The organism is Pedobacter paludis, from assembly GCF_003173575.1.
GTDB lineage: Bacteria > Bacteroidota > Bacteroidia > Sphingobacteriales > Sphingobacteriaceae > Pedobacter > Pedobacter paludis.
Map to the genome: position 1 here is coordinate 899,650 of NZ_QGNY01000001.1, position 25,105 is coordinate 924,754.

Genomic DNA, 25,105 nt, shown 5'->3' on the forward strand with positions numbered 1-25,105 from the left:
TATGGCTGAAAATAAAAATAGATTAGCGATAATAACCTGTTGCCTTGATGACTGGGGAGGAAGTGAAGAACTCTGGGCAAAAAGTGTCCCCTATCTTTTGGATAATGGAATCCGAAACATTACCGTTTATAAAAACGAAATTAACAAACAACATCCTGAATTTGTCAAACTCATTAATAAAGGTATTTCTTTAAAAGAATTGTGGCCACAAACCAGCTTAACAAAAAAGGTTTACCTAAAACTTGCCGATTTAGTTTATCAGTTTAGGGGAAAACTAAATTTAACGCGTTACCAGCCAAATCGTGTTGCCAATCAATTGGTTAAACAATTTAAGAAGAACAAACCCGATTTTGCCATCATATCCCAAGGCATAAATTTTGATGGGTTGGCGTTTGCATACGAGTGCCTAAAATTAAATATCCCTTACATTATTGTTTGCCATAAGGCTGTAGATTTTTATTGGCCTGATGAAAGCGACCGCAATTTTATGCGGGAGACTTTATTAAAAGCAAAAAAATGCTTCTTCGTTTCGCAACACAATCTTAAACTTACAGAAGAGCAATTTGGAGTTAGACTTACAAATAGCAATATCGTAATTAACCCTGTTAAGGTTGAAGTAGATCCCCAACCCTACCCAGATGTTTCAAAGGGGCTTAAACTCGCCTGCATTGGTCGTTTGTTTGTAATTGATAAGGGGCAGGATATTTTATTGCGGATTTTAAATCAACCGAAGTGGCGAGATCGAGAGATCTCAGTTTCATTTATTGGCAAGGGACCAGATCAAGATGGGATTTTAGAAATGGCAAGGCTTTTAAATGTTCAGAACATTACCTTCGGTGGATTTAATGGAGACCTTAAAGAAATCTGGAATCACCACCATGCATTAATTTTGCCTTCCCGAAGTGAAGGTTTACCATTAACCATCATCGAAGCCATGTCTTTAGGTAGGGTTTCCATTGTAACAAATGCTGGTGGCAATGCCGAAGTTTTGGAAGAAGGCGTTACCGGATTTGTTGGTGAATGTAACGAAAAGGAGTTTGAAGAAGCAATGGAAAGGGCTTGGCAAAAAAGAGATGAATGGGAAGCCATGGGAAAAAAATCTGCTGAATATATAAGCAAAATTATCCCTGAAAATCCTGAGAAAATTTTTGCGGATTTGGTTGTTGATGCCATGAATATAGAATAGAATTAAAATATTTCAACAAAAAATAAAGTAATTAAACCAAAGTTTATTGCTTAAAGAATAATATGAAGTAAAAAATTTTAGCAGAAGAAGGTAGATAGATGAGATTACTAAAATTTACTCGATATGGAGAATGGTGGGAATATAAACTGGTGCCACTATTATTTGTTGGCTATGCCACGGTAATGTTCAACAATTATCCATTAGAAAGAGCAGGCCTACGTATTCTTTTTTTATTGGGTGCAATTGTAACAGGCGCCATTTATGTAAGTGTTGTAAACGATGTAACCGATATTGAGGAAGATGCAATAGCTGGCAAAAAAAACAGAATGGCCAGTCTTAAACCGATCTGGCGGGGTGTAATTTTAACAATTTGCCTTTTAATAGGTGTTATTTTTGGTTATTTTATTTATCCAGATGTAGTGTCGCTAACGTTGTACATTCTTGCTTATGTAGTTTTTACCATATACTCTGTCCCTCCTATTAGGTTAAAAAAAAGAGGTTTTTTTGGGCCGATGTGCGATGCAATGGGTGCACACTTTTTCCCCTCGTTATTAATGACAACAAATTTAATCTTCTTTTGCAAGGTTGATTTCAATATAATATGGGTTTCGGCAATTGGAATCTGGTCTTTATTTTATGGATTAAGGGGGATTTTATGGCATCAGTATTATGATCGAGAAAACGACATCTTATCCAACACCGAAACGTTTGCCGTAGCTATTCAGCCAGAAAATTTTAAAATACCGGAGAGAATTATTTTAGCAGCAGAAATCATTGCATTATGCACCATCCTATATTATATTTTCAATATTTGGATTTTCCTGGCGGCTACATCTTATTGTGTACTGGTTTTTATCAGGCATTTAGCATTTAAATACAAAATCTGCATTATTATTTGCCCAGTTTCTGCACCATATGAACTAATATTTAATGATTTTTATTTAGTTTTTGCCCCAATTTCATTACTTTTAGCGCAGGCCATAAAAACTCCATATGGTTGGCTCATTTTTTGCTTACATCTTCTTTTATTCCATCAAAAATTAATTTTTGTACTTCAAGATTTGCTTTACTTTTTAAAAACAAATATTTCCAACAAACATTCAAAAACTTGAAATCGGTATTAATATGATATAATGAAATAAAACATCGTAACCTGTAAATAAAAGCATCCAAACATCCGTCTTCCCTAATGATCATCCCATCCAATTTAGTTACCGTAATTATTCCAACGTATAATAGAGCAGATAAATTACCTGATGCAATTAAAAGCGTTTTTAATCAAACTTATCCTAATATTCAGATTATAATTATAGATGATGGCTCTACAGATAACACTGTTGAAGTTTTAAAACAATTTTCAGCAATAGAATATTATTACAAGGAAAATGGAGGTCAGGCTTCTGCCAGAAATTTAGGGTTACAACACTCAAAAGGTTCTATCATTGCAACTCTCGACTCCGATGACATATGGTATCCAGCATTCTTACAACGCTGTGTAGAAAAACTCGAAACAGAGAATCACGATTTTGTATTTACCAATTGGGATCAAGATACTAAGGATGGCGGATCGATAGACTTTTTAAGAAATGATGATACGCTGATTCCATATAATGGCAAAGAGAAAAATAACTGGATAAACATGGATAGTGAAGAGTTAAGAGAACTTTATATCGAAACCTGCCCTTCACCCTCCTCTTCTGTCGTGATGCGAAAATCATCAATAATTTCTGGATGGGATGAGCGAATTAATATAGGTGATGACTGGTGCTTATATCTGGAAACAATTTTATCAAAAAAAAGTAGTGCAGCTTATACTTTAGATCGCCTCTGGAGAAAAAGAGTAGATCAGATTAATGTTTACGATGGCCGTAAATGGAGCGAAATACTAGAATTTCTTTTTATAGCTGATGTAGAAATCAAGATTGAAAAATTTAAGGACGTACTTAGAAAAAATGAGTTGAAGATTTTCCAGAAACGCTACATGGAAAGCCTGGTAGAATTGGCCAAACACAATTTTCTTCGTGAATTTGAATTTGCGCATGCAATAAAATTACTAAGAAGGTCTTTTAAGCTGGATGTTGTTTATACATTTAAAGCCATGCCAATAGTGTTTATGCGAGCATTTAAAAGAAAAGTGTTAGATAATTTCAAAAAAGCATAAACGTTTTATTTCTTCAGTGCGTATAAAGGAATTAAACAAAATCAATCTCAGCTTCGCAAGATTTTTTAAAAGTTCTTATTACCTATTGTAATGGTTTTAATATCAATGTTAATAGTTGTTCGCATTTTTTAGAAACCAGTGAAGCCATGGAATATCAATAAATAATAAGGCGCATAAAAGAACGACGAATAGCAGCAAGTAAAGCATAAACCATTTTCTGGTGTAAAGCCTAGCCGATCCCTGCACAGGAGATTCGTTTAATAGACCAATGCGCAAGTACCATGAAAATAATAATGCAAAAAAAGGGAAAATCACAATAAGCTCGATCCTTTCCTTGACTAAAAAGATACCCATAAAAAATGCGCAGGTGATTGCGTAAAAAAACATCGAAACCAACAAACTGTTTTCATTGTATATTTTGAACGATTTACGATAAAGGCCAGCAACATGTGGATTGTCAATTAATCTAAATTCAGCAAATCTTTCAGTTGCCATTAAAAATGCCCCACCCATCCAATAAGCAATCATTATGCTCACTGGTGGAAATGTATTGATCCAATTCAAATCCCATTTACTATTCGGGATGCCCAAGGCAGGGCTAAAAATAAACCAACCTGCAATAAATCTGATTGGATTATTTATAGATTCACTCAAAACATCCAGAAAAACCCGATCCTTGCTTCTAAAAGGCCTTACGTTATAGATAATGCCCAATATCAGAAATACTGTTGTAGCGAATAGAAATTTTGCAGATATAAAATAACCCAACACTAGTCCAATTAAAGCCAAAATACCATACTCACTATAAATAATCTTAGGGTTAATAATGGTAATTACGGATGACCTTGTGTGTTTAAGAGGATGATATTTATCAAAACCTGCATCCAAATATTCGTTTATGACGTAGTTTGCCGAAGCAATTAAACATATACTTAATAATCCAACTATTATTTTTACACACAAAAGAAACGAAAAGGGCGTATGGAAAACAGAAAAGGCAAACAACATCCCGGGTAACATAAAAAGATTTTTGATCCAGTTGTCTACTCTTGCAATGGCTACATATTCTTTTAGCGATGCAGGTCGCATTTCTCTTGCGTCCGAATCGTCTAACGAGAAAGCATCGTCAGGTAAAGTAAATTTGTCAGTCATAATAGGGATAGCTTAACTTTCGTTAAGTAGATTAAATTGAGCGTTGCTTATTTCAAAATGGCCTAATAAGTATTCAAATAAATAAAAATTTATTTAATATTTACATAGCATTCTTTAACAATCTAATATACGGCAATAAATATTTTTTGATGCTTCTAATTTCAAATAACCGTATACAGCCAATAGCTAACCGTTTATTAAATAATCTTGAATAAAGATGTAAGCATTGTCATTTTGATACCAAAAGGCTCAGCTAAATCCTAATTATAGATTAAACAAATTTCTTTAGCACTAGAATTTAGAGTTTAAAAATAATTTTTTAATTGGAGCTGAATTGTTTATATAGCTCATTTTTCAATAATCATTATTAAATTTCTTGAGTTTTGTGAATTAAAAGTTCCACTAAATATTATTTCCAATTATTTAACGAAATAGAATTAATCAATAGCTACATTTAAATTTATATATTCATTTGAGGCATTTAAAACCCAACGAGTAACTTCGATACTCAAAAAAGAAGTGCCACTTTCCATAAGAGCAATTATTAAATATATGTTTTTAAAACCAGCAGAAAACAACATTTTTGTCTAATTGTTTTTACAAAATAAAAATAAAGACCAAATATTTGATAATTATCAACATAATTCTGCCAAATTTATTTTATTTGTTCATCATTCTACTATCTTCGAGTAATATAAAAATATATGTTGCGTTAATGAGCTAAAGAAATGTAACATTAAAATTACTTATTATGAAAAAAAAAATGATCCCTTTTTATTTCCTTTTGATTTCGTTTGCTGGCTGTAAAAAGAGGGATGTTATAGAAGAAATTAATACTCCCATTGTTGTGGCTCCAACTCCACCGATAATTCCAGTTGCACCACCAACATTACCAACTGTTGAGATTGGAACAGGCTCTGGAGCTCTAATATTAAAAGATCAAGTGGGCAAAAACTTCATCATTAAACCCGGCAGCTATTCGAATTTTCAGTTCGATAACTTAAAAAACTGTACGGTTAGTGGTGCTAATTTGGTCAAAATAGTTGGTGGTAATGTTAGCTTAACAACTATGAACGGTGTTACCATAAGCGGAATTTCCATTGAAAACAGCACTTATAGAGCTTTTAATTTCTTAAACGAAGCAAATGATTTAATCTTAAAGGACATTACATTAACTAATATTGGTGATGTTTGTATGGTATTTTCTATAAATAAAAAATACGATGGAACACCTGCAAGTTATTCGAATAACATCCAACTACTAAATATAAAGGCAAGTAATATTTCTACTTTTTTCGGAGGAGCGGGATCATTAACGAATGATGGATTTACAGGACTAATTAAAAACTTCAAAATGAGCGGTTGTAGCATTACAAACTCACCAAATTTATCAGATGGTGTGTTTTTAGGCTTAGCTGAAGATTATGAAATATCCAATAATGTAATAGATAATGTGAATACAGTAAATGGAAATCATAATGGAATATTTCACTTAATTGGGAATGGAAAAATTTTCGGAAATAAATGTACTAATCATCAAGGAAACCTTGTTAGAGCTTGGGTATGTAGCATAACAAAGGATGCTGGGGTAGAAATTTACAATAATATAGTATGGAACTCAACCCGTTATGGTGCTTTCGAGGTTCAAGTTCCACCATATATGAAAGCAATATCAACATTTAAACCAGGCACATCAAAAATCTACAATAATACGGTTGGCAAATTAAACACAGGCCTACCCAAATATTTTGAGGGTCGATTATTAGATGTATATGATACATATAGTACCATTGAAGTTTATAATAATCTGCTCTTCAATAATGTAGATGGCTTAATTTTGAATCAAATGTCTAGCAACACTACAACAATTACTCGTAATTCTGATAATATCTATAAAGCTAATGCTTTAGACGCTGTTGAAGACCTTACCTCATTCAAATCTTTAATTCCAGGAATTGGAAAACAGTAATTAATAGTTTTTTATTAGACAAAAGCGATAGGGATCTATCGCTTTTGTCGTTTATTTTAATCAAGGGTTGTCTTAATATTTTATTTATAAACTTTATTCAAGCAAATTCTTATATCTTTATCAAATCATCCTTGCTCTTATAATGAATCAAAAAAGAATTTATCAAATTGACTTGTTTAGGTTTTTAGCAGCCTTAGCTGTTATGATTTTTCATTACACTTTTAGAGGTTTTTATTCAGGCAAGTTAAGCATAATTGATTATCCAAGCATTTCTTGGCTAACCAAATATTTATATCTTGGAGTTGATTTATTTTTCATCATTAGTGGGTTTGTTATTTTCATGTCTATGAAAAATTCAACACTACCCAAATTTATCGTTTCTAGAATCTCAAGGATATATCCTGCTTTTTGGGTCGCTGTTACTTTTACATCTTTAGTGATTTTATTTTCTAAGGACCCAAAATTTATAATTTCTACGAAACAATACTTTGCTAATCTTACTCTTTTCAACTCTGCTGTCGGGATTGAAAACATTGATGGTGTATATTGGTCTTTGATAATTGAGCTAAAGTTTTACTTTTTAATGGGCATTTTACTCTTGCTAAATGGAATGGATAAAATCAAAATTTTGATGATTTCTTGGCTTTTATTATCGTTCATAATGTATTTTACTGGATCAAACATTTTAATTACGAAGATATTAAAGACCATATTTTTTCCTCAATACAGCTCTTATTTCATTGCAGGAATGATTTTTTATTTAGTTTACGATAAAGGAAATTCAATTGTTTATTTTATAATGTTGTTTTTCTGCTATGTACTTTCGGTTCTTACTTCTTTGGAGAGAATAGTAGATTTCTCTCACGATTTTAATTCGCCTTTTAATCCAACAATCATTATTCTATCCATTACTGCTTTTTACCTATTGATGTTAGGTGTAAGCATAGGCAAACTGCAATTTCTTAATAGAAAGAATTTTGTTGTCTTAGGCGCCATTACATATCCACTTTATCTTATTCATCAAAACATTGGCTTTATAATTATCAATAAAATCAATTACAGTATGAATAAATATTTATTACTCATTTCTCTTACATTGGGAATGTTGATAGTTGCATACATGATGCAAAAATATATTGAAAAGCCATTCGCAAAGTGGTTAAAAAAGATTTTATCGAAGAACATAGAACCTAAAAAATCAGCCCTAAGCTCCTTGGCAGATAATACCATGATGAATTCAAAATCCTAAATAGAAAGAAATAATCTATTTAGGATTTATCTAAATCTTGCCCTCTTTTACCTGTTGATAGGCAAAATCGCAAGCTCTTGCTGTCATGGCCATATAGGTTAGTGAAGGATTTTGACAGGCTGAAGAAGTCATAAAGCTCCCATCCGTAATAAATACATTTTTCACATCGTGAAGTTGATTGTGCTCATTAAGCACTGATGTTTTTGGATCTCGACCCATTCTCGCAGTACCCATTTCATGAACTGTTGATCCACCCGGTTTTTTATAATTAAAAGCACTCACGTTTTTGAAGCCCGCTTTTTCTAACATTTCGGCAGATGTACTTTGAATATCGTTCATCATTTTTTCTTCATTATCTTTAAATGAAAAATTGATATTCACCAGCGGTTGCCCCCATGCATCTTTCTTATTTTCATTCAATGAAATTTTGTTTTCAGCATAAGGCAAACACTCGCCCCAGCCTGCCATCCAAACAGTCCAAGGCCCTGGGGTAGTTAATTTGTTTTTGAAATCCACTCCAAACCCTTCTATATTTTGAAAGCGATCTGGCCATTCCTGTCTTTCTCCGTGGCCTTGTAGATTATAACCGCGTAAAAAGCCCAAATCTGATTTTTCACCATTCAAATTTCTATATCTAGGTATTAAAAAACCAGCGGGCCTCCTACCCCTATAATATTGGTCTTTAAAATTCTCATGCATCCCTTCAGCGCCCGCTGAAGAATGGTGATCCATAAGGTTTCGACCAACTTGCTGACTATCATTACCCAATCCATCAGGAAAGCGGTTAGATTTGGAATTTAACAAAATAGAAGCGGTGCCAATTGTAGAGGCATTTAAGAAAATAATTTTAGCAAAATATTCATATTCCTGCTTTGTAATTTTATCGATTACCCTTACCCCTGTTGCTTTTTTTGTACTATCATCATAAATAATTTCTGTCACAATAGAAAAATCTCTAAGTGTTAAATTTCCCGTTGCAAAACCCGCAGGTAAGGTTGAACTATTACTGCTAAAATATCCACCAAACGGACAGCCTCGAGAACAAAGATTTCTGTATTGACATGGGCCTCTATTGTCCCAACCTTTAGTTAAGTTGGCCACCCTTGCAATGGTAAGGAGCCTATCTCCATTTTTAATTGATGATGCGAGATGTTTTTCAACACAATTTAATTCCATGGGTGGTAAAAAATTTCCATCCGGAAGCTGCGATAAATTTTCTCTTTGACCACTAACCCCAATGTATTTTTCTACATAATCATACCAAGGTGCAATATCTTTATATCTAATTGGCCAATCTACACCGTGACCATCTTTTAAATTGGCTTCAAAATCCAAATCACTTAATCGGTAGCATTGCCTTCCCCAAGTTAAGGAACGTCCACCAACTTGATAGCCCCGTATCCAATTAAATGGTTTTTCCTGAAGGTATGGATGTTCAGAATCATTAATAAAAAAATGTTTATCTCCCGGGTCGTAGTTTGAGCTTTGAATGGGGCTTTCGCTCACATCTTTTTGGGTATTGAAGAGTCCATTTTTAAATTCCCATGGCTTTAAATTAGCTGTGGGATAATCTATGATGTGTTTTACATCTCGTCCTCTTTCGAGTACTAAAGTTTTCAATCCTTTTTGCGATAGTTCCTTTGCAGCCCAACCGCCGCTAATTCCAGAACCAATTACTATTGCATCGAATGTATTTTCTAAATTTGAACCTTTATTGATATTCATTGTTTTATTTTGTTGCCCAAGATTTTTGATTGGGTTGGATAGGAATGCATGCTTGATAAGCACCTGGTATATAATCGTAAGCTAAGCCTTCTGTTGCACCTTGAAGAGAATTGCAATAACCGATAACGGTTAAGGCTTTTAGCTTAACAAAAAATGGTTGACCTAATAATTTTTGATTAATTTTATTTAAAATCCCAATTTTATAGAGACTCTTTTCTTCAAAATACTGCAATACGTCTATTTTCTGCTTTGAAGAACAATTGACGAATTCTTTCTGAAAATTTGATTGACAATAATCCTGTACATCATCCAAACCATCTAAAAAGGTATTCTGCTCAGGCACAGACGAACAATTGGTGATAATGTTAATGATAAAATCCTGAACATTGGCCTGTTTGGCTCCTGGAGTATCGGTTTGCGGAATAATGGTTTCTGCTAACTCAGCAATTAAGTTTTTATAATTATAAATTTCCTTTATGTTCGCTTTTTTAAAACGGCTATAATATTTGTATCCAGAAAAACCAGCCACAGATAAAGCACTAAGTGCAAGCACATTTTTAATGGCATTTCTTCTATTCACTTCGGGGTTTGATTTATTTGTTATAAATTTAAACTTTATTATGATAAATATGATAAGCTCCCTATATAAAAGCCTAAATTGATTATGAAATATCTTGTAAACATCCCTAATCTTAAAAGATACCAAAGATAATCAAGTAAATTAATGAACATCATCTCCAAATTAAAAAATGTCCATTTTCTATCTTTATTAGGAACTGGTGGCATGTCTGTATTGATCTTTGTATTTACCGCAATACTTTATAGATCTTTAAGCGTTAAAGATATTGGAATTTGGTTCTTTTTCCAAACCATGCTTTCCTTTTTAGATACTTTTAGGCAAGGGTTTTTAACAACTGCCTTTATTAAATTTTATTCAGGGACTACAGAAGAAAGAGGCAGGGAGGTTATTGGATCAACATGGTTTATCGCCTCAACAATAACACTTATATTTATTGTAGCAAATGTTCCTATTTTATTTTTTCTAAGCAGGATTACCGATGAAAGCTTGAACTACTTCTTGAAATATTTCTCATTAAATTTGCTTTTCTCTCTACCAATGATCATTGCTATGTGTATTACCCAAGGAGAGCTTCGATTTGACAGGTTATTATATATCAGAGTGACACAAGTTATGATATTAATTTTATCTCTTTTGGGATTAATCTATTTTAAAGCCAACAATTTACATAATTTAATGATGGCTAATCTTGCATCATCGTTAATCACCAGCTTGTTAACTATATTTATGGGTTGGTCTGGCATTAAATTCTTTTTCGCAAAAAGCAAATCGTGTATTAAAGAGCTCTTTGATTTTGGGAAGTATACAGTTGGTACATCTATAAGCAGCAATCTATTTGGTGTTACCGATACTTTTGTGATAAACTTTATGCTCGGCCCCTCCTCTTTAGCCATTTATAATTTAGGAAGAAGGTTAATGGAGGTAGTAGAAATTCCCCTTCGAAGTTTTGTTGCAACGGCTATGCCTTCCCTTTCTAAAGCCTACAACATTGGTGATAGAGCGCAAGTGATTTACATCATGAAGAAATATATCGGTATGATTACAATTGTTCTTATACCCATTTCTATAATTGCCTATTTTTTTGCTGGTGTTGCAATGAGTTTAATAGGTGGAGGGCAATATAAAGGCACTATTGCAGGTTTAGAGGCTGTTAATATTTTTCGAATCTGCATTGCATTTTCCTTATTTTATCCATTGGATCGGTTTATGGCTGTGACTTTGGACGCAATTCACAAGCCTCAGGTTAATTTTGTCAAAATTATCGTGATGCTCATCGTAAATTTTCTCTCCGATATTATCGGAATTTACATTTTTGGAAATATTTATGGAGTTGTAGTGGGAACAGTCTTCCCAATACTTGCAGCCGTTATTATTTCCAATTACGTCATTCAGAAAGATTATCACAAATTTTCTATTATTGATATTTATATATTGGGATATAAAGAATTGACGGCTTTAATATCTAGCACATTAAAAAACTTTAAAAAACAACAAACTCTTTAATAATATTTGGCATGAAAAACGAGGAAACAATAACCCTAGTAACCGTTTGTGATAATCAGTTTGTTGTATTATTGGCTGCATTACTAAAATCCATTGAAACCAATCATAAGACCAAAGAGCCCATAGATTTATATATTGTAAATGATGGAATATCGAAAACAAACCAGCAAAAACTCATTACAAGCTTATCCACAAATAAGTTAAATATTATTTGGAAAACCATGGAAGAAGCGATCCCTAAGGATTTAAAACTTCCTTTAGATAACACTACTTTTCCAGCAAATACATATGCCAGAATCTGTATTCCTTACTTTATTCATCCTGAAGCAACTAAAGCCATTTATTTAGATGTAGATATGATTGTTTTGGAAGACATTTCCAAACTTTGGAATACGGATATAGGAGAATTTTCGATGGCTGCAGTGAGTGATCGATCTGAAGTAGTGAGCTCTCCCTGGGGCGGTATAAAAAATTACAAGGAGCTCGGGCTTGACCCGCAAAGTAAATATTTTAATTCTGGATTATTTATCTTAAAGCCAAAAGAATGGAGAAGTTTAAATATTCCAAAAAAAGTATTTGAATGTGCAGAACAAAACATCAGCTATGTCAATTTTGCTGATCAATACAGCCTCAATGTGGTTTTTAACCAAAAATGGTTTGAATTAGACCGTTTGTGGAATTGTTATGCACAAAATGAAATCAAAAGCCCTTACTTAATTCATTTTACTGGCATGAAACCTATCTATAAAGGATACGAAGCAAATGAAGATTACAAAAACCTGTTCTTCCAGTACTTAAAGCAAACAAAATGGTCTGACCTGAAACCTAAAAGCGATTTGGTGAGATTTATAAAAAAAGCTTACAATAAAATTAAAAAAAGATTTTAAGGTTTTATATTAAAATGATTCCGTTTCTACTTTTTTTATCACCCTTGCCGGATTACCAACAACCACAGAATTATTAGAAATTGATTTAACAACAACAGAGCCTGCACCAATGGAAACATGGTCGTCTATCGTAATATTTCCAATAATTACTGTATTACAGCCTATATCTACATGATTTCCAATTTTTGGAGCCAAGCCTGAATATGCTCCATCTATATCTTGTTTTACACCAATAGTGGTACATTGCCGAACACTACAGTTCGCTCCAATTATAGTATTTGGATGAATTACTAGGCCTGTACCATGCCATAATTGAAAGTTTGGGCCTATTGACGTTTTCCAGGAAAGTTCAACACACATGAACCATTCTACCGTAATTCTGTAAAAAAGTAAATACCAAAAAAAAATAACTTTTGTAAATTTACGCTTAATAATTAGTTGCGCAATCCTAAATAATACAATTATATATTTACCTTTTGTTGGATTTACAAGGTTGGCGTGCCAATCTTGTAAGATATATTTTCTTATCCCCATAACTTTAAGAAACAAAATTAAGTTAAAAATCACCATTAATCTTTATTTGGATAAATTAAATTGAAAGTTGCCAATTTTTTTTTGAAGGATATAACCCGAGCCAGTAAAAGATTTATATTTTTACACAAAATCAAACCCTATCAAAAATGTTTATACTCCATAATCCAAAATGGATATCACAATATGACTTCGCTTTTAATTGTATAGAGGAAATTCCAAATAAAATATTTGATAGCATAAATTTAAAACTTGATGTGCTACAAAGCCCCGAACCTGAAGTTAGTATTTTAATTTCTGCTTGGAATGAAGAACTTAATATATTAAAAACAATTGCAAGTTTGGCCGACCTAAAAACGGATATAGGGATCGAAATAATAGTGGTTAATAATAATTCAACTGATTCTACGCAGGAAACTTTGAATAAACTCAAGGTTAAAAATTATTTTCAACCTATTCAAGGATGGGGACCTGCAAGACAAATGGGATTAGAGAATTCTAAAGGTAAGTATATATTACTAGCTGATGCTGATTGCATTTATCCAGAATGCTGGGTTGATGAAATGCTTAAAGTTTTAAAAAAACCAAATGTTGTTTGTGTTTACGGAAGATATTCATTTATTGCTGAAAAGGGATATCCACGATGGAAATTGTTTATCCTCGAAACCTTAAAAGATATTATTGCTGAAATAAGACACTTTAAAAGACCTTACTTAAATGCTTTTGGAATCAGCCTTGGTTACATTAGAGAATACGGAATAAAAATTGGATATGTTATGCACAAAATAAGAGGAGAAGATGGCAGAATGTGCTTTGATCTAATGCAGTACGGTAAAATCAAACAGGTGAAATCCAATAAAACACGAGCTTGGACAAAACCAAGAACTCTACAAAAAGATGGAAGTTTTAGTCAGGCTCTTTTTTCTAGAATAAAGTTAGAATTAAAACGCTTTTTTTCCATGTTTACTTCCCTAGCCCCTCACGATACAAAAACCAGTAAGAATGAATAATTTATCTTTAAATACTTTTCCTTCAATATCTCTACTTGTTACACATTATAATAGAAGTAAGTCTTTGGAGAATCTATTAAATTCTTTTAAAGACTTAAATTGTTCCTTTGGAGAAATTATAGTTTCTGATGATGGGAGTGAGGAAAAACATATCATTAAACTTAAAGAATTAAGTCAAAAATTTACGTTTAATCTTGTCACAACTGTTAAAAATAAAGGTCTGGGGAATAATATCAATAAAGGACAAGATGCGGTTTCCAAAAAGTATACTTTATATATACAAGAAGATTTCGTACCGAGTCCGTTATTTCCATCAAAATTAAAAGATGCATTGTCTTTCATAGAAAATGATGCAGAACTAGATATTGTAAGGTTTTACGCCTATTATGCATACCCTTATTTGAGGCCATTCAATGAAGATTTTTCTGAAATGTATATTGATAAATTTGCATCAAGGTATGATAAAATTTATTACTATAGCGATCATCCCCATTTAAGAAGATCATCATTTTTCAATAAATTTGGCCGTTATCCTGAGGGATTAAAAGGTGATATTACTGAATATAAAATGTGTATTTCTTTTATCCAAAATAAAGGAAAAGGTTTGTTTTATAATGACTTTGCAAATCTGATTCGACAAGAAAACCCAGAAGATGAACCAAGTACCATGCAAAGAAGCAATTGGAAACAGAATCCGAATTTTGTGATTAGAATAATGCGGGATGTATATCGCCAGATCAAATATAATTACGATATTTTGATGATGAAATCTCTTAAAAGCTAGCTTATTTTAGATTTTCTTGATCAATTAAATCCAGAATTTTTGAATCTATCGTATCATCAAATTTTCTTGCAAAAAGCTTATCTGATTTTTTTATTGCTTCAAAATCAGCTGAAATCAAAACCCGTGGGTTAGCTAAACCATCTTGCCAGGTTATAAACCGTAAATTGTTATTTACAATTTGGTTGTTAATTTTTGAGTTCATTAACACCGTGGCGGCTAAAAACTCATCGGCACCCCAAGTGTATTTCATGAAATCCTTAAGTTTACTATTTTGATTCATATAGTCAACATAATATTTGGCCGCCTCATGAGAAATGCTCCACCAACTCGAGATCGAACTTCCATAAAGTTTTAGAGGAACCGGGAACTTTCTTTTGGGCAAAAATTTATTTAATAGCGCCTGAATAAAATACCTCCCCTTAAAGCTTAAATCTGTGAAATGGTACATTTCAAATCGAGTTACTGCATGTGCCCACCAACTCTGATCTCCATCTTCCCGGTAAGAGACAAAGGATTTACCCACATTCTCCTTATAAAAATTATAGATTTCTGTAATGGGTTTTATTGGATAATCCTGAGCACTCATGAGATTATAAAAGTCGAATCTTGGTTGAGTGGATAAAATTTCTTCTAAAGATGTTAAAATAGCATTTACAAAAGAAAAGCCACCCCAATTACATAACACCCGAGTATTAATAAATTTTACGCGATCTAATTCTTTCAGATAAATAAATTGGTCTATACTTATTTTTTTATCCAGATGTATAAAAAAATAAAAATCAGGGTGATCCATAGCTTTAATCATCCTTTCCAGCTGAGCTGGATTTTTATAGGCCATTATTAAATGCGCAACTTTCATTTTAACTCTTTAATGTGTGATCTATTGCTTTGTAAATTAAATCGACCGAATTCTCCCAACTGTGAGACAATGCAAATTCTTTTCTGGCCTCAATTAAGGCAGTGTTATTGCTTTCGAGCAGTTTTTCAATTGCAGGAATATATCCATACTTATCATCCACAAGAGAAACATAATCCTTAAATACATCCATAGATTCTGTTCTAGTGGCTACTGTAGGTTTACCCATTGCCAAATATTCATCTATTTTTCTTGGGTAATTCCCTATAGTTAAAGGGTTAATCGCCTGAGGGTTAAAGCAAACATCAAAGAAATTAACGTATTTAGGTAAATCTTCTGGCGCTTTTGGCCCCAAAAAATAAACATTGCTAAGCTGATGTAAATTGCTTTTTTTAAATTCATCATCTTCTGGACCAACCAAAACAATGTTCCATTCGGGTTTATTAGTAGCAATATAACCGATTAAATCAATATCCAAGCGTGCAGAAGTAAGTACGCCAACATAACCAATAACCGGAGATTTTATTTTTTTAAAATCCTCTATTTCTGAATCTTCATGAAAATCATTGAAAATACTCAAATCGCACCCCTGGCCAACATATTTAGAATTGGCATTATACTTTTTGCAATAGTTTTTGAGATATTCGGAATTAGCGGTACATAAATCATTATTCGCAATAATCATTGGTTCTAATTTTAATCCATGCTTACGATAATAATCAGTTGCAATCATATTATCCCGTGAATAATATATACCTAAAGATGGCTGAATTAAATCCTTAAGATAAAAACTCCGAAAGATATCACTATCATTAAATAAAATGTAATCTTTAAATGCAAGCTCATTTATGGCAACTTTAATACAGCTTGCAAAACGTTTATTATTTAGTTTATTAAATAAATCAAAAATAAAATCTCCAGGAATCCAGTTAATGGATTCAATGATTTTATCTGGGTTTAGGTTATATAAATTATCCTTAATCTGTTCTAAACCTTTTTGTACCCCAGCAATAACATTTAATCTTTTCTGAACTTTTGGATCAGATTTTCCACGAAATTTCGTAATCCGATCTAGTGGCGGATTTACATACAAAACGCGATTTGCTTTGGAAAATTCTAAAGCAATATTTTTACAATTACTGCCTATTTCAGTATCCCAAGCCTGCTGTCCAACGATTATAATGTCTCTATTTTTCAAGATGATTTAACTTAAAAGGTTACAATATTGTTCATTTTAATAAATAGCTACTTTATCTTCATCAATTAACATTATGTTTCGTTGCTACAGATCGTTCATTGGCTTTTTTTGAGTATAGTAGAGAAAGCAATTGAAAATATATAAATCTTGGAATGTTAATTAAAGACTTATATATACGAGGATCAGCAGAATGATATTTTAATGAAATCCAAAAACTTAAAATAAATAATGCGAAAGCCATAATCCAAATGATTAGCATACTAACGCTTAAGAATATATTGGCAATAAGGCAAAGTCCAGATAATAAAATAAAAATAAACAATGGCGGACGGATAAGAACCAAACCAAAAAGCAACTGATTTAGGTTCAAATTTTTCAATCCACTAAACATAATTGTAAAACCGAATTTGGAATATTTAAACCATGTGTTAATCCATCGAGACCGCTGACTAACCAGTTGTTTAGAATTGGTTGTTTTTTCATCATACACAATGGCATCTTCTACAAATGCAATCCTTTTGTTCATTAAAAGAATTTTTGCCTGCAATACCTTATCAAATCCTGCACCGGTTAAATCATGATCCTTAAAACAAGATTTATATAAATCGGTTTTAAAAGCCATCCCCGAACCTGATAGCGTAGCGGATGAACCTACATTAAATAAAACCTCTCCATCATAAAAATGATAATAAAGATCTCTGGCTGCATCTAAGCAAGCATAAGTTGTATTGAGGTTTTTAGCGTTTCTGATGCCCTGAACAGCTTCAAAACCTTTATCAAAATAGGCGTTGAGCTTATTGATATATTCTGGGTCAGTTAAATTATCGCTATCTATAATGGTAAGAATTTCATGTTCTCTTTTAAAGTTTGATATGGCGTACAAGTGAGATCTTGTGTTGCTGGCCAAAGTAGTTTCTGGTCTTAACAAGATTACTCTTGGATCTTCAAATTTCAGATTTGAGATATCACATTTATCTGCAACAATGTATATCAGATAATTTGAATAATTAAGCTCAAGTATAGATGCAATTGCTGGATGAAGTAAGTCTGTTTGTTCGTAGGCGGTAACAATAATTGCATAATCATAGTTACTGAAGGCTTGAACAGGCTGTTTTTTCTTTTTTAAAGACCAATAAACAATAAATAATACAAAAGGTAATACGAGGTTATACCCAATTAAAATTTGAAAAGCCAACCATACATAGTGGATCATAGGGATAAATTTCTGTTAATGATTATTACTTTCTTCTTCTTCAGCAATTTGATCATAATATTTATAGCCTTTTACGAAAGCGAAAATCAAACAGATGATACCAGGAACTATAAAAATTTCAAAAGGCATAAATTAAATATTAAGACAATAATAAACTTTGTTCCTTACGCTCTAATTTTGGTCCTATAGCGATAAATACCCAAGATAAATAAACCACGATAGAGGTAGGCATGATATTAATTACTTCATTGCCATAACTACAAACTAAAACTCCAGCAAAACCGGAAGTAAGCGCAATCATTTTTATTTTCAATGTCTTATCCTGAATTCTCCAGGTAATGCCACAACATTTACCCAAAATAAACATCATAATACAAAACCAAATGGTAAAACCTACTATGCCGTACATTGCCCAAAGTTTAACATAATAACTATCAGGCTGGACAGTGGATAAATATTTATCAGAGTTATATAGAACTCCATTATAACCAATCACTCCTAGACCTCCACCAAAAGGTAAATCCTCCATATATAATCTTAAATTCCTCTGCGTAGTCATTCTAACATTTAATGAAGCATCCTCTGGATTCAAAGCAGTTCTTAGTCTGTATATCTGATAGTTGCCGTCTCCAATATGTGTGAATTTTAAAACACACAGAAAACTTACCGCTACCATGCCACCAATTAAGATTGCTTTAATATTTCTACTTAACAATATGGCCACCATAACTCCAGCTACCAAAGCAAACAATGCTCCCCTAGTACCTGATATCAGCATTCCATAAAGATTAAGGAAAGCACAAATAATAAGAGCCAGTCTTTTCCAACGTTTCATCGGTATAAAGGATAAAATTAATGACATTACACCAATATGTGCTTGAGCAGCACCAAACTGACCCGCATCCGAATAAAAAGAAAATACCCTTAACCTTCCCCACAAAAGATGTGTACTTGCATTTTGAATTAAAAAAGCTTGCTCTCCTCTTGAAAGACCTATGTACAACTGCTTAATCCCATTTAGAGAGGCCAAGGTGGATAAACTAATAATGAGGATTAAAAATACATCAAGATCTCGATTGGTTTTAAAAATTAAAAATCCCATCATCACCATCAACAATGGATAGAGGGCTGTAGTTCTGATTTCTGCTAACCAGCCTATAGTCGCTGACCCCGGATTTAAAACCTCAAAAACACTTATAATAAACCAAAATATAATCAGATAGAATATATCTTGGTTTAAATCACTCCAATCGTCACGAGATGATTTTATTGAAGCGATAATAAAAATAATAATCAACAATATTTCTATAAAAATCCCTACAGGAATTCCTCCAATCTCACGTCCAATAATACCGTATAAAAAACAGTAGGCAACTAAAGTAAAAAGTAAACTTCTATGCATTATGATCTAAGAAATTTGTTTTGATTTTTATCCAGTGCGTAGATAAAATAGTTGTTCATTACTTTGAGTTATTTACTCTGTTTAAAATCCAGCCTGAGAAGTCCGGTAATTCCTTTATGTATTCTATCAACTTCATGTCATTTGCAGCAAAAGCTTTTCCAGACTCGAATACGGCTATATTTTTTTCAGTAAACAGCAACCATTCTTTAGCGATATTAATATCTCTTAAACTGTTAACATCAACTAAAATGATGTCAAACTCTTTCCTTAATACCTCAAAACCACCTTTTAAGCTTTCCATGCTTTGACTCTCTAAAAGTGAAGTTCGGGCGGTATTTTTATTCATTACCGTAATCAGATCCTCAGTTTGAATTTGTTTCTTTATTAGGAAAGTCTGAAAATTTTGACTGGTTGCCAATTGTTTACTTTGGGCCTGCACAACGGGCAGTTCATCAGCAATTAACAATACTTTTTTTCCAATGGCAGCAAAGGCATAAGCTAAACTATAACATATAAAAGTCTTTCCTTCACCCGATCCCAAACTGGTAATGCCAACGATTTTACTATCATCTTTTTCAAGCTGTTTAGTAATTTCAAATCTTATCGATCTTAGCAAATCTCGATAAACCTCATAATTTAAATTTTCGCTTTTATCATTCCAGATATCCCGAATATTTCGTTCGTCTCCCTCAATTTTATTTAGAAAACCTATTGATTTCGATTTTGTTAACCGCTCTAATTGTTGTATTGTAGTAATCGAATTATCAGCCATAAACAAAAGAAAAATAGCAGATAAACATAAAGCAAAACTACCGATACCTGAGCCGGCTAGATATAAAATCTTTTTTGATGGCAAAGGATTTCCAGGCAAACCTGGTTGTTCAATTTGCATATGCAAACCTAAATTCTGATCGGTTTTACTTTGATTAAACTGTTCCAGCGCTGCTGTGTAATCCTTTGTTGCTAAATCTGCATCTCTTTCATAGTTAGAAATATCTGCATCGAATGGAACCATGTTGCTGTATCTGGCCCGCAAAACAGACAATTCTGAATTAATTGAACTTAGACTACTTTTAGCCTGTTGCATTGCAATTTCCAGATTAATTTTTTGCTGCACTAAAGCTTGCTTAGATGCTCGGGGATCCAACACATTTTGATCTTCATTATCTGCGCTTTTAGAACTGATAATTCTATTTAATGAGTCAATTTTTTTCTGATCAGACTGTTTAAAGCCACCATCAACATACGCATCACTTGCTATTTTAAGTTGTCTTTTTAAATTAATGATTTCACGGTTATCAGATCTGCTGCTGCCTCCAATATAGGCATCGCTGCCTCTTAATTTTGCCTCGATTGTTGCAATTGCACCTTGGTTGGATTGCATTTGTCTAATCGCATCCGTACGCTGAGCTTCATATTGAGAAATCTGAGCATAAACGGTTGCAGATTGCTCGTTTAGGTTAAGAACGCCCTTATTTTTTTTGAAAGAAGACAGGGCCGCATTCTTCGCATTCATTGTGACTTCTTTAGATTTCAATAAGGAATCTAACAAAATGATGGAGTTCGTTTGATTTACGTTAACGTCAGCACTATAATTACTTATAAATTCGGCCGCTAGCGTATTAACAACATAAGCAGAAAGATCTGGATCTTCAGAAGTATATTCTACATTGATGTAATCACTATTATCGGCATGTGTAACACTTAGTTTTTTTAATAAGTCATCTTCCCCGTATCCCATTGAGCCAACAATATCATAAAGTTTATATTTCCCTTTATTGTCTGCGAGCGTAAGAACTGATTTAGTAGCTAATTTTTCTTTCAGAATTTGTATAACTTCTTGTTTTGAAGATGAATTAAGAGAATCTACTTTCTTACTGTAGTACCTAAAAGATTTCTTAGGTTGCTCCAAATCATGCAATATTAAATTGTAGGAAAGTATGTTGATGATTTTTTTCATCTTAAACTTTTCCATAATACTACTAAACTGTTGGCTCACCTTGAAAAAGTCGACAGTCTCCGTACTGATCACTTTTTTCGAAGGATCCAAAATTCCTGTTGAGATTTGAACTTCTGAAGCATATTGTTTTGGTAATTTTTGTACTAAAAAGTAGGTTATCGTAACAGCAATAATGGGTACTAAAATTAGAACCCATTTATATTTATTAACCAGCTTTAAAAAAGACTTAATATCCATCTATAAATTTTGATAGTTTATTTAATATCCGAAAGTTTCTGTCCAACAATTTCCTCTAATAAATCCTTAGCTTTTAAATAACTGCTTTCAGCTTGAATTTTGGATGTAAATGCATTGGTTTGATTAATTCGTGATTGGTTATAGGCTTCTAGTGTGATTTCGCCTTTCTCAAACTTATTTCTCAAGCTCTCCGCTACACTTTTACTATCCTGAGCACTTTGAGTATAAATTTTGAGCGCTGCTATTTGTTGGATATAATCATAGTATCTCTTTTTCACTTCTAATGTTACTTGAATCTCGTTATCTTTTTGTTCTAACTGAGCAACCTTGTAATCTAGCTTAGCTTTCCTTGCTTGGAATGGCTTCTGTAAATAAGCCCCTAAATTCAAATTAATTCCCGCTTGAAATCCATTAACATTATATGGATTTACTGGATCGATAACTGTTTTACCAGTAGGTCTGTAAAAATAAGAACCATTAAAAGGATCTAAATATGAAACCGCAGCAATGGGAATAGCAGTTTTAATGCTTTCGGTTTTAGCATCCTGAATTTTCATTTTGATGTAGTTTTGCTTTGCTAAATCAATATATTTTTCTAGATCTGCATATTTAATCTCAGGGATAATAGATTCTTGAGCATAAGATTCTACACTTAAAAGCATTAGAGCAGTTAAAGCGATTTTGAATAGATTTTTCATTAATTAATAATAGGGATTAATAAGATTGTTAAGATGAATTCTCAAATATACAATTAAACTTGTTCTTTTTGAATTATGGTAGAAAAAGTTTAAACAAAAAATGATTATACCAAATACAAAACTAATAATTATCAAATAATTAACAATTGATTTTCACGAAACAAAAAACCCTCTAAATAAATTTAGAGGGTTTTATAAATCTTTCGATTTGTAGTCGGGATGGCAGGATTCGAACCTACGACCTCCTGCTCCCAAAGCAGGCGCGATACCGGGCTACGCTACATCCCGAACTTAGGTATCACCTTTTTTAATCCTTTTGTAAAGTGGATTGAACTTTTTGTCGGGATGGCAGGATTCGAACCTACGACCTCCTGCTCCCAAAGCAGGCGCGATACCGGGCTACGCTACATCCCGAACTTGGTATCTGTTTTCCCTCTTTCGAAGGGTTTGCAAAGTAACGGTTTTAAAATGATAAATCCGATTATTTTTGTTAATTTATTTTGCGGAGAGGGCGGGATTCGAACCCGCGGTACCGTTACCAGTACGACAGTTTAGCAAACTGTTCCTTTCGGCCACTCAGGCACCTCTCCTTTTTCTTCAAAACCTGTCATCCGACTTGTTTTTCGGTGTGCAAATATAGCAAAACAACCTATTCTGCAAAAAAAAATTAAGAAAGTTGTTGATAATCTATTCGCACATGATAGATGCTCATCAGCATCGTCTTGAAAATCAATTTGATAGTCTCAATATCTTTTAGTGTTAAATCGCAGTCATCCAACTGATTTTGTTCCAATTTATAGTTAATTATCCTTTCAACGATGTCATTTATGTTCTGAGCATCGGGATTTTTCAGACTTCTTGAGGCTGCTTCTACAGAATCTGCCAGCATTAAAACTCCTGTTTCCTTGCTAAAAGGGATTGGCCCAGGATAGCGGAAAATATTTTCATCGACAAATTTTTCTGGCGAGTTTTTTAAAAATGACTGGTAAAAATAATCAACCCTTGTATTGCCATGATGCGTTCTGATAAAATCTATAATTGCTTCGGGAATTTGATTTTTTCTTAAAATCTCTATTCCTTTATGTACATGCTGGATAATAATCTGCGCACTTTGTTCATAAGGCAGTTTATCATGCGGACTAACAGCCGTGTTTTGATTTTCGATAAAGTATTGAGGGTTGTCGACTTTCCCTATATCATGATATAGTGCTCCGGCCCTAACCAAAACAGAATTCCCGCCTATTTTAAAAATTGCTGCTTCAGCAAGATTGGCTACTTGTAAAGAGTGCTGAAAGGTTCCAGGCGCTTTAAAGGCCAGCTCTCTCAAAAGTTTGTTATTTGTATTGGTCAGTTCTATCAAAGCTACATCGGAAGTGATACCAAAAACCCTTTCGAACAAATAAATTAATGGATAAGCTAAAAGGGAAAGCAACACACTGAATACGAATGGCACAAAATTAATCCATTCAATTTCTCTAAAAGATCCTTCTCGAAGTAATGCAATCCCTACAAAAGAAACAAAATACGCCAGTAGAATAAACATTGCAGAAACCAAAAACCGTTCTCTTTTTACAAAATTCTTAATGCTAAAAATAGCAACCATACCAGCTGTGACCTGATAGAACACAAATTCGAAACTATTGGCAACAAAAAAGCCTGCAATTAAAATCACCAGCATGTGCAGGTAAAGGGCCAGTCGAGTATCAAAAAGAATTCTTATAATAATAGGTACGACACAGAAAGGAATGTAATACAGACTAGAAAGATTCATTTTTAGCGCCCACGTTAGCGAGAGCAACATTCCAGTGGTTACTATTAGGATTAAAGAGAGCTGACGATTATCGGCAAAAATATCCTTTCGGAACAGAAAAAGGAACGACATTAATATGGTGAGGATAAATCCTACCAAAACAACCTGCCCTAAATATACAAGGCTCTGGCTTCCGATTGTTTTTGTCTGGGCATCGTATGTAGCCTTATAGGATTCTAGCTTTTGATAGATTTCATCATCTATCCTATCATTTTTAGCTACGATAAGTTCTCCCTTTTGCACCATTCCTTTTGTGGTAGAAACACTATTAACCGTATTATCCTGAACGGTTTGTGTTAACCTTTCATCAAATACAATATTTGGAGTAATGTGATCTTCGGCTAAATTACCGATAAGGTCTGCCATAACCTGGTTGGGCGCTTTGAAATTATCTTTAAAAAACTGAAGCGCGGTTTCTGCGGTAAAAATGTCTTGAGTGTTTTTTTGCTTTGAAACATTATTTTCAACCAGTGAAAAATCATAATTCTTTCCACCAACCTGATGTTTCACATTGAGTCCGATTATTCCTTTGGAATAAATATCCTGCAATAACTTATAAGCTTCGGTTTTATAGGCAATTTTGTCTTTCTCATCTAGTTGTGTAGATCGCCATTTAATATCAAACTCGTTTGAAAATTCTTCGAGCGCATTGGCTACGATGCTTTTATCAAACTGATAAATTGGCAATATATCCTTTAAGGCATTCTTTTTATCATTGCTAACCTGCGGGTTAGTTTTAAGGATGGCAAAACTAAATGGCGAAATCAGATCCTTATTCATCCATACAGTACCTTTTTCAAACTCATACCTGAAACGTGGCTGTTTAGGCAGAAAAAGGGTTATTATGAACACCGTAAAAATCATCATTACATATTTCAGATTTGATGAATACTTACGATACAGGATTTTATGCGAATTTCTCTTGATTTTGGCCAAAACAATACATTTAAGATGCTGTCAAAAATAACATTTTTATCTAATATACATTTTACTG

The 25,105-nt window shown here is 33.0% G+C and carries 21 protein-coding genes and 3 tRNA genes; 9 read left to right on the plus strand and 15 right to left on the minus strand.

Annotation, left to right across the window (positions count from 1 at the left end):
• The first annotated feature begins 1 nt into the window (after nt 1).
• The 3 genes from DF947_RS03855 to DF947_RS03865 all read left to right on the plus strand — a co-directional run bounded on the left by DF947_RS03855 (nt 2) and on the right by DF947_RS03865 (nt 3,347).
• The gene (locus DF947_RS03855) at nt 2-1,186 is read left to right on the plus strand and encodes a glycosyltransferase family 4 protein (protein ID WP_109928336.1); all 1,185 of its coding nucleotides are present in this window, start codon (nt 2-4) and stop codon (nt 1,184-1,186) included.
• Between the two features lie 98 nt (nt 1,187-1,284).
• Entirely contained in the window at nt 1,285-2,298 is a 1,014-nt protein-coding gene (locus DF947_RS03860) for a UbiA family prenyltransferase (protein ID WP_109928337.1), read from the plus strand.
• 77 nt (nt 2,299-2,375) lie between these two features.
• Nucleotides 2,376-3,347, plus strand: a complete 972-nt coding sequence (locus tag DF947_RS03865) for a glycosyltransferase family 2 protein (RefSeq protein ID WP_109928338.1) — start codon at nt 2,376-2,378, stop codon at nt 3,345-3,347.
• A gap of 108 nt (nt 3,348-3,455) precedes the next feature.
• On the opposite strand, the gene DF947_RS03870 is transcribed toward DF947_RS03865, so the two are convergent.
• Both DF947_RS03870 and DF947_RS22175 read right to left on the minus strand, forming a co-directional pair.
• Nucleotides 3,456-4,499 (minus strand): UbiA family prenyltransferase, encoded by a 1,044-nt coding sequence (locus tag DF947_RS03870; RefSeq protein WP_240615315.1) that lies wholly within the window; start codon nt 4,497-4,499, stop codon nt 3,456-3,458.
• 437 nt (nt 4,500-4,936) lie between these two features.
• Nucleotides 4,937-5,080, minus strand: a complete 144-nt coding sequence (locus DF947_RS22175) for a hypothetical protein (RefSeq protein ID WP_158526225.1) — start codon at nt 5,078-5,080, stop codon at nt 4,937-4,939.
• A gap of 170 nt (nt 5,081-5,250) precedes the next feature.
• Between DF947_RS22175 and DF947_RS03875 the strand changes: the two genes are divergently transcribed.
• A complete protein-coding gene (locus DF947_RS03875; protein ID WP_109928339.1) occupies nt 5,251-6,468 on the plus strand; it encodes a hypothetical protein in 1,218 nt (405 codons plus the stop codon).
• A gap of 142 nt (nt 6,469-6,610) precedes the next feature.
• Nucleotides 6,611-7,717 (plus strand): acyltransferase family protein, encoded by a 1,107-nt coding sequence (locus DF947_RS03880; RefSeq protein ID WP_109928340.1) that lies wholly within the window; start codon nt 6,611-6,613, stop codon nt 7,715-7,717.
• 30 nt (nt 7,718-7,747) lie between these two features.
• Here DF947_RS03880 and DF947_RS03885 read toward each other — a convergent pair whose 3' ends face one another.
• Together DF947_RS03885 and DF947_RS03890 are read right to left on the minus strand one after the other, a co-directional pair.
• Nucleotides 7,748-9,442, minus strand: a complete 1,695-nt coding sequence (locus tag DF947_RS03885) for a GMC oxidoreductase (RefSeq protein ID WP_109928341.1) — start codon at nt 9,440-9,442, stop codon at nt 7,748-7,750.
• A gap of 4 nt (nt 9,443-9,446) precedes the next feature.
• The gene (locus tag DF947_RS03890; protein ID WP_158526226.1) at nt 9,447-10,022 is read right to left on the minus strand and encodes a gluconate 2-dehydrogenase subunit 3 family protein; all 576 of its coding nucleotides are present in this window, start codon (nt 10,020-10,022) and stop codon (nt 9,447-9,449) included.
• Nucleotides 10,023-10,166: 144 nt separating this feature from the next.
• Here DF947_RS03890 and DF947_RS03895 point away from each other — a divergent pair, with 144 nt between their 5' ends.
• Together DF947_RS03895 and DF947_RS03900 are read left to right on the plus strand one after the other, a co-directional pair.
• Complete coding sequence (locus DF947_RS03895) at nt 10,167-11,525, plus strand: lipopolysaccharide biosynthesis protein (RefSeq protein ID WP_109928343.1); 1,359 nt, start codon at nt 10,167-10,169, stop codon at nt 11,523-11,525.
• 11 nt (nt 11,526-11,536) lie between these two features.
• Nucleotides 11,537-12,412, plus strand: a complete 876-nt coding sequence (locus DF947_RS03900) for a glycosyltransferase family 8 protein (protein WP_109928344.1) — start codon at nt 11,537-11,539, stop codon at nt 12,410-12,412.
• A gap of 9 nt (nt 12,413-12,421) precedes the next feature.
• Here the strand turns inward: DF947_RS03900 and DF947_RS03905 are convergent, their stop codons facing one another.
• Entirely contained in the window at nt 12,422-12,946 is a 525-nt protein-coding gene (locus DF947_RS03905) for a serine acetyltransferase (RefSeq protein WP_109928522.1), read from the minus strand.
• A 146-nt stretch (nt 12,947-13,092) separates the two neighbouring features.
• On the opposite strand from DF947_RS03905, the gene DF947_RS03910 reads away from it, so the two are divergent.
• Both DF947_RS03910 and DF947_RS03915 read left to right on the plus strand, forming a co-directional pair.
• Nucleotides 13,093-13,953, plus strand: coding sequence for a glycosyltransferase family 2 protein (locus DF947_RS03910; protein ID WP_109928345.1), 861 nt, complete (start codon nt 13,093-13,095; stop codon nt 13,951-13,953).
• The gene (locus DF947_RS03915; protein WP_109928346.1) at nt 13,946-14,737 is read left to right on the plus strand and encodes a glycosyltransferase; all 792 of its coding nucleotides are present in this window, start codon (nt 13,946-13,948) and stop codon (nt 14,735-14,737) included. Before DF947_RS03910 ends, DF947_RS03915 begins: the two co-directional genes overlap by 8 nt.
• A gap of 1 nt (nt 14,738) precedes the next feature.
• Here the strand turns inward: DF947_RS03915 and DF947_RS03920 are convergent, their stop codons facing one another.
• The 10 genes from DF947_RS03920 to DF947_RS03965 form a co-directional block, all read right to left on the minus strand.
• Nucleotides 14,739-15,596: a beta-1,6-N-acetylglucosaminyltransferase gene (locus DF947_RS03920; RefSeq protein ID WP_109928347.1), complete on the minus strand. Its 858-nt coding sequence runs from the start codon at nt 15,594-15,596 to the stop codon at nt 14,739-14,741.
• A 1-nt stretch (nt 15,597) separates the two neighbouring features.
• Nucleotides 15,598-16,791, minus strand: a complete 1,194-nt coding sequence (locus DF947_RS03925; RefSeq protein ID WP_240615316.1) for a glycosyltransferase — start codon at nt 16,789-16,791, stop codon at nt 15,598-15,600.
• A 61-nt stretch (nt 16,792-16,852) separates the two neighbouring features.
• On the minus strand, nt 16,853-18,004 hold the full coding sequence (locus DF947_RS03930) for a glycosyltransferase (RefSeq protein ID WP_109928349.1): 1,152 nt from the start codon (nt 18,002-18,004) through the stop codon (nt 16,853-16,855).
• Between the two features lie 139 nt (nt 18,005-18,143).
• Entirely contained in the window at nt 18,144-19,406 is a 1,263-nt protein-coding gene (locus DF947_RS03935) for an O-antigen ligase family protein (RefSeq protein ID WP_109928350.1), read from the minus strand.
• A gap of 58 nt (nt 19,407-19,464) precedes the next feature.
• Nucleotides 19,465-21,603: an exopolysaccharide transport family protein gene (locus DF947_RS03940; RefSeq protein WP_109928351.1), complete on the minus strand. Its 2,139-nt coding sequence runs from the start codon at nt 21,601-21,603 to the stop codon at nt 19,465-19,467.
• Nucleotides 21,604-21,620: 17 nt separating this feature from the next.
• Nucleotides 21,621-22,301 (minus strand): TolC family protein, encoded by a 681-nt coding sequence (locus DF947_RS03945; protein WP_109928352.1) that lies wholly within the window; start codon nt 22,299-22,301, stop codon nt 21,621-21,623.
• 214 nt (nt 22,302-22,515) lie between these two features.
• Nucleotides 22,516-22,589: transfer RNA gene (locus DF947_RS03950), tRNA-Pro, on the minus strand.
• 52 nt (nt 22,590-22,641) lie between these two features.
• A tRNA-Pro gene (locus DF947_RS03955) sits at nt 22,642-22,715 on the minus strand.
• Nucleotides 22,716-22,804: 89 nt separating this feature from the next.
• Nucleotides 22,805-22,891, minus strand: a tRNA-Ser gene (locus DF947_RS03960).
• A gap of 77 nt (nt 22,892-22,968) precedes the next feature.
• Nucleotides 22,969-25,047, minus strand: coding sequence for an HD family phosphohydrolase (locus DF947_RS03965; RefSeq protein ID WP_394341478.1), 2,079 nt, complete (start codon nt 25,045-25,047; stop codon nt 22,969-22,971).
• Nucleotides 25,048-25,105: the final 58 nt, after the last annotated feature.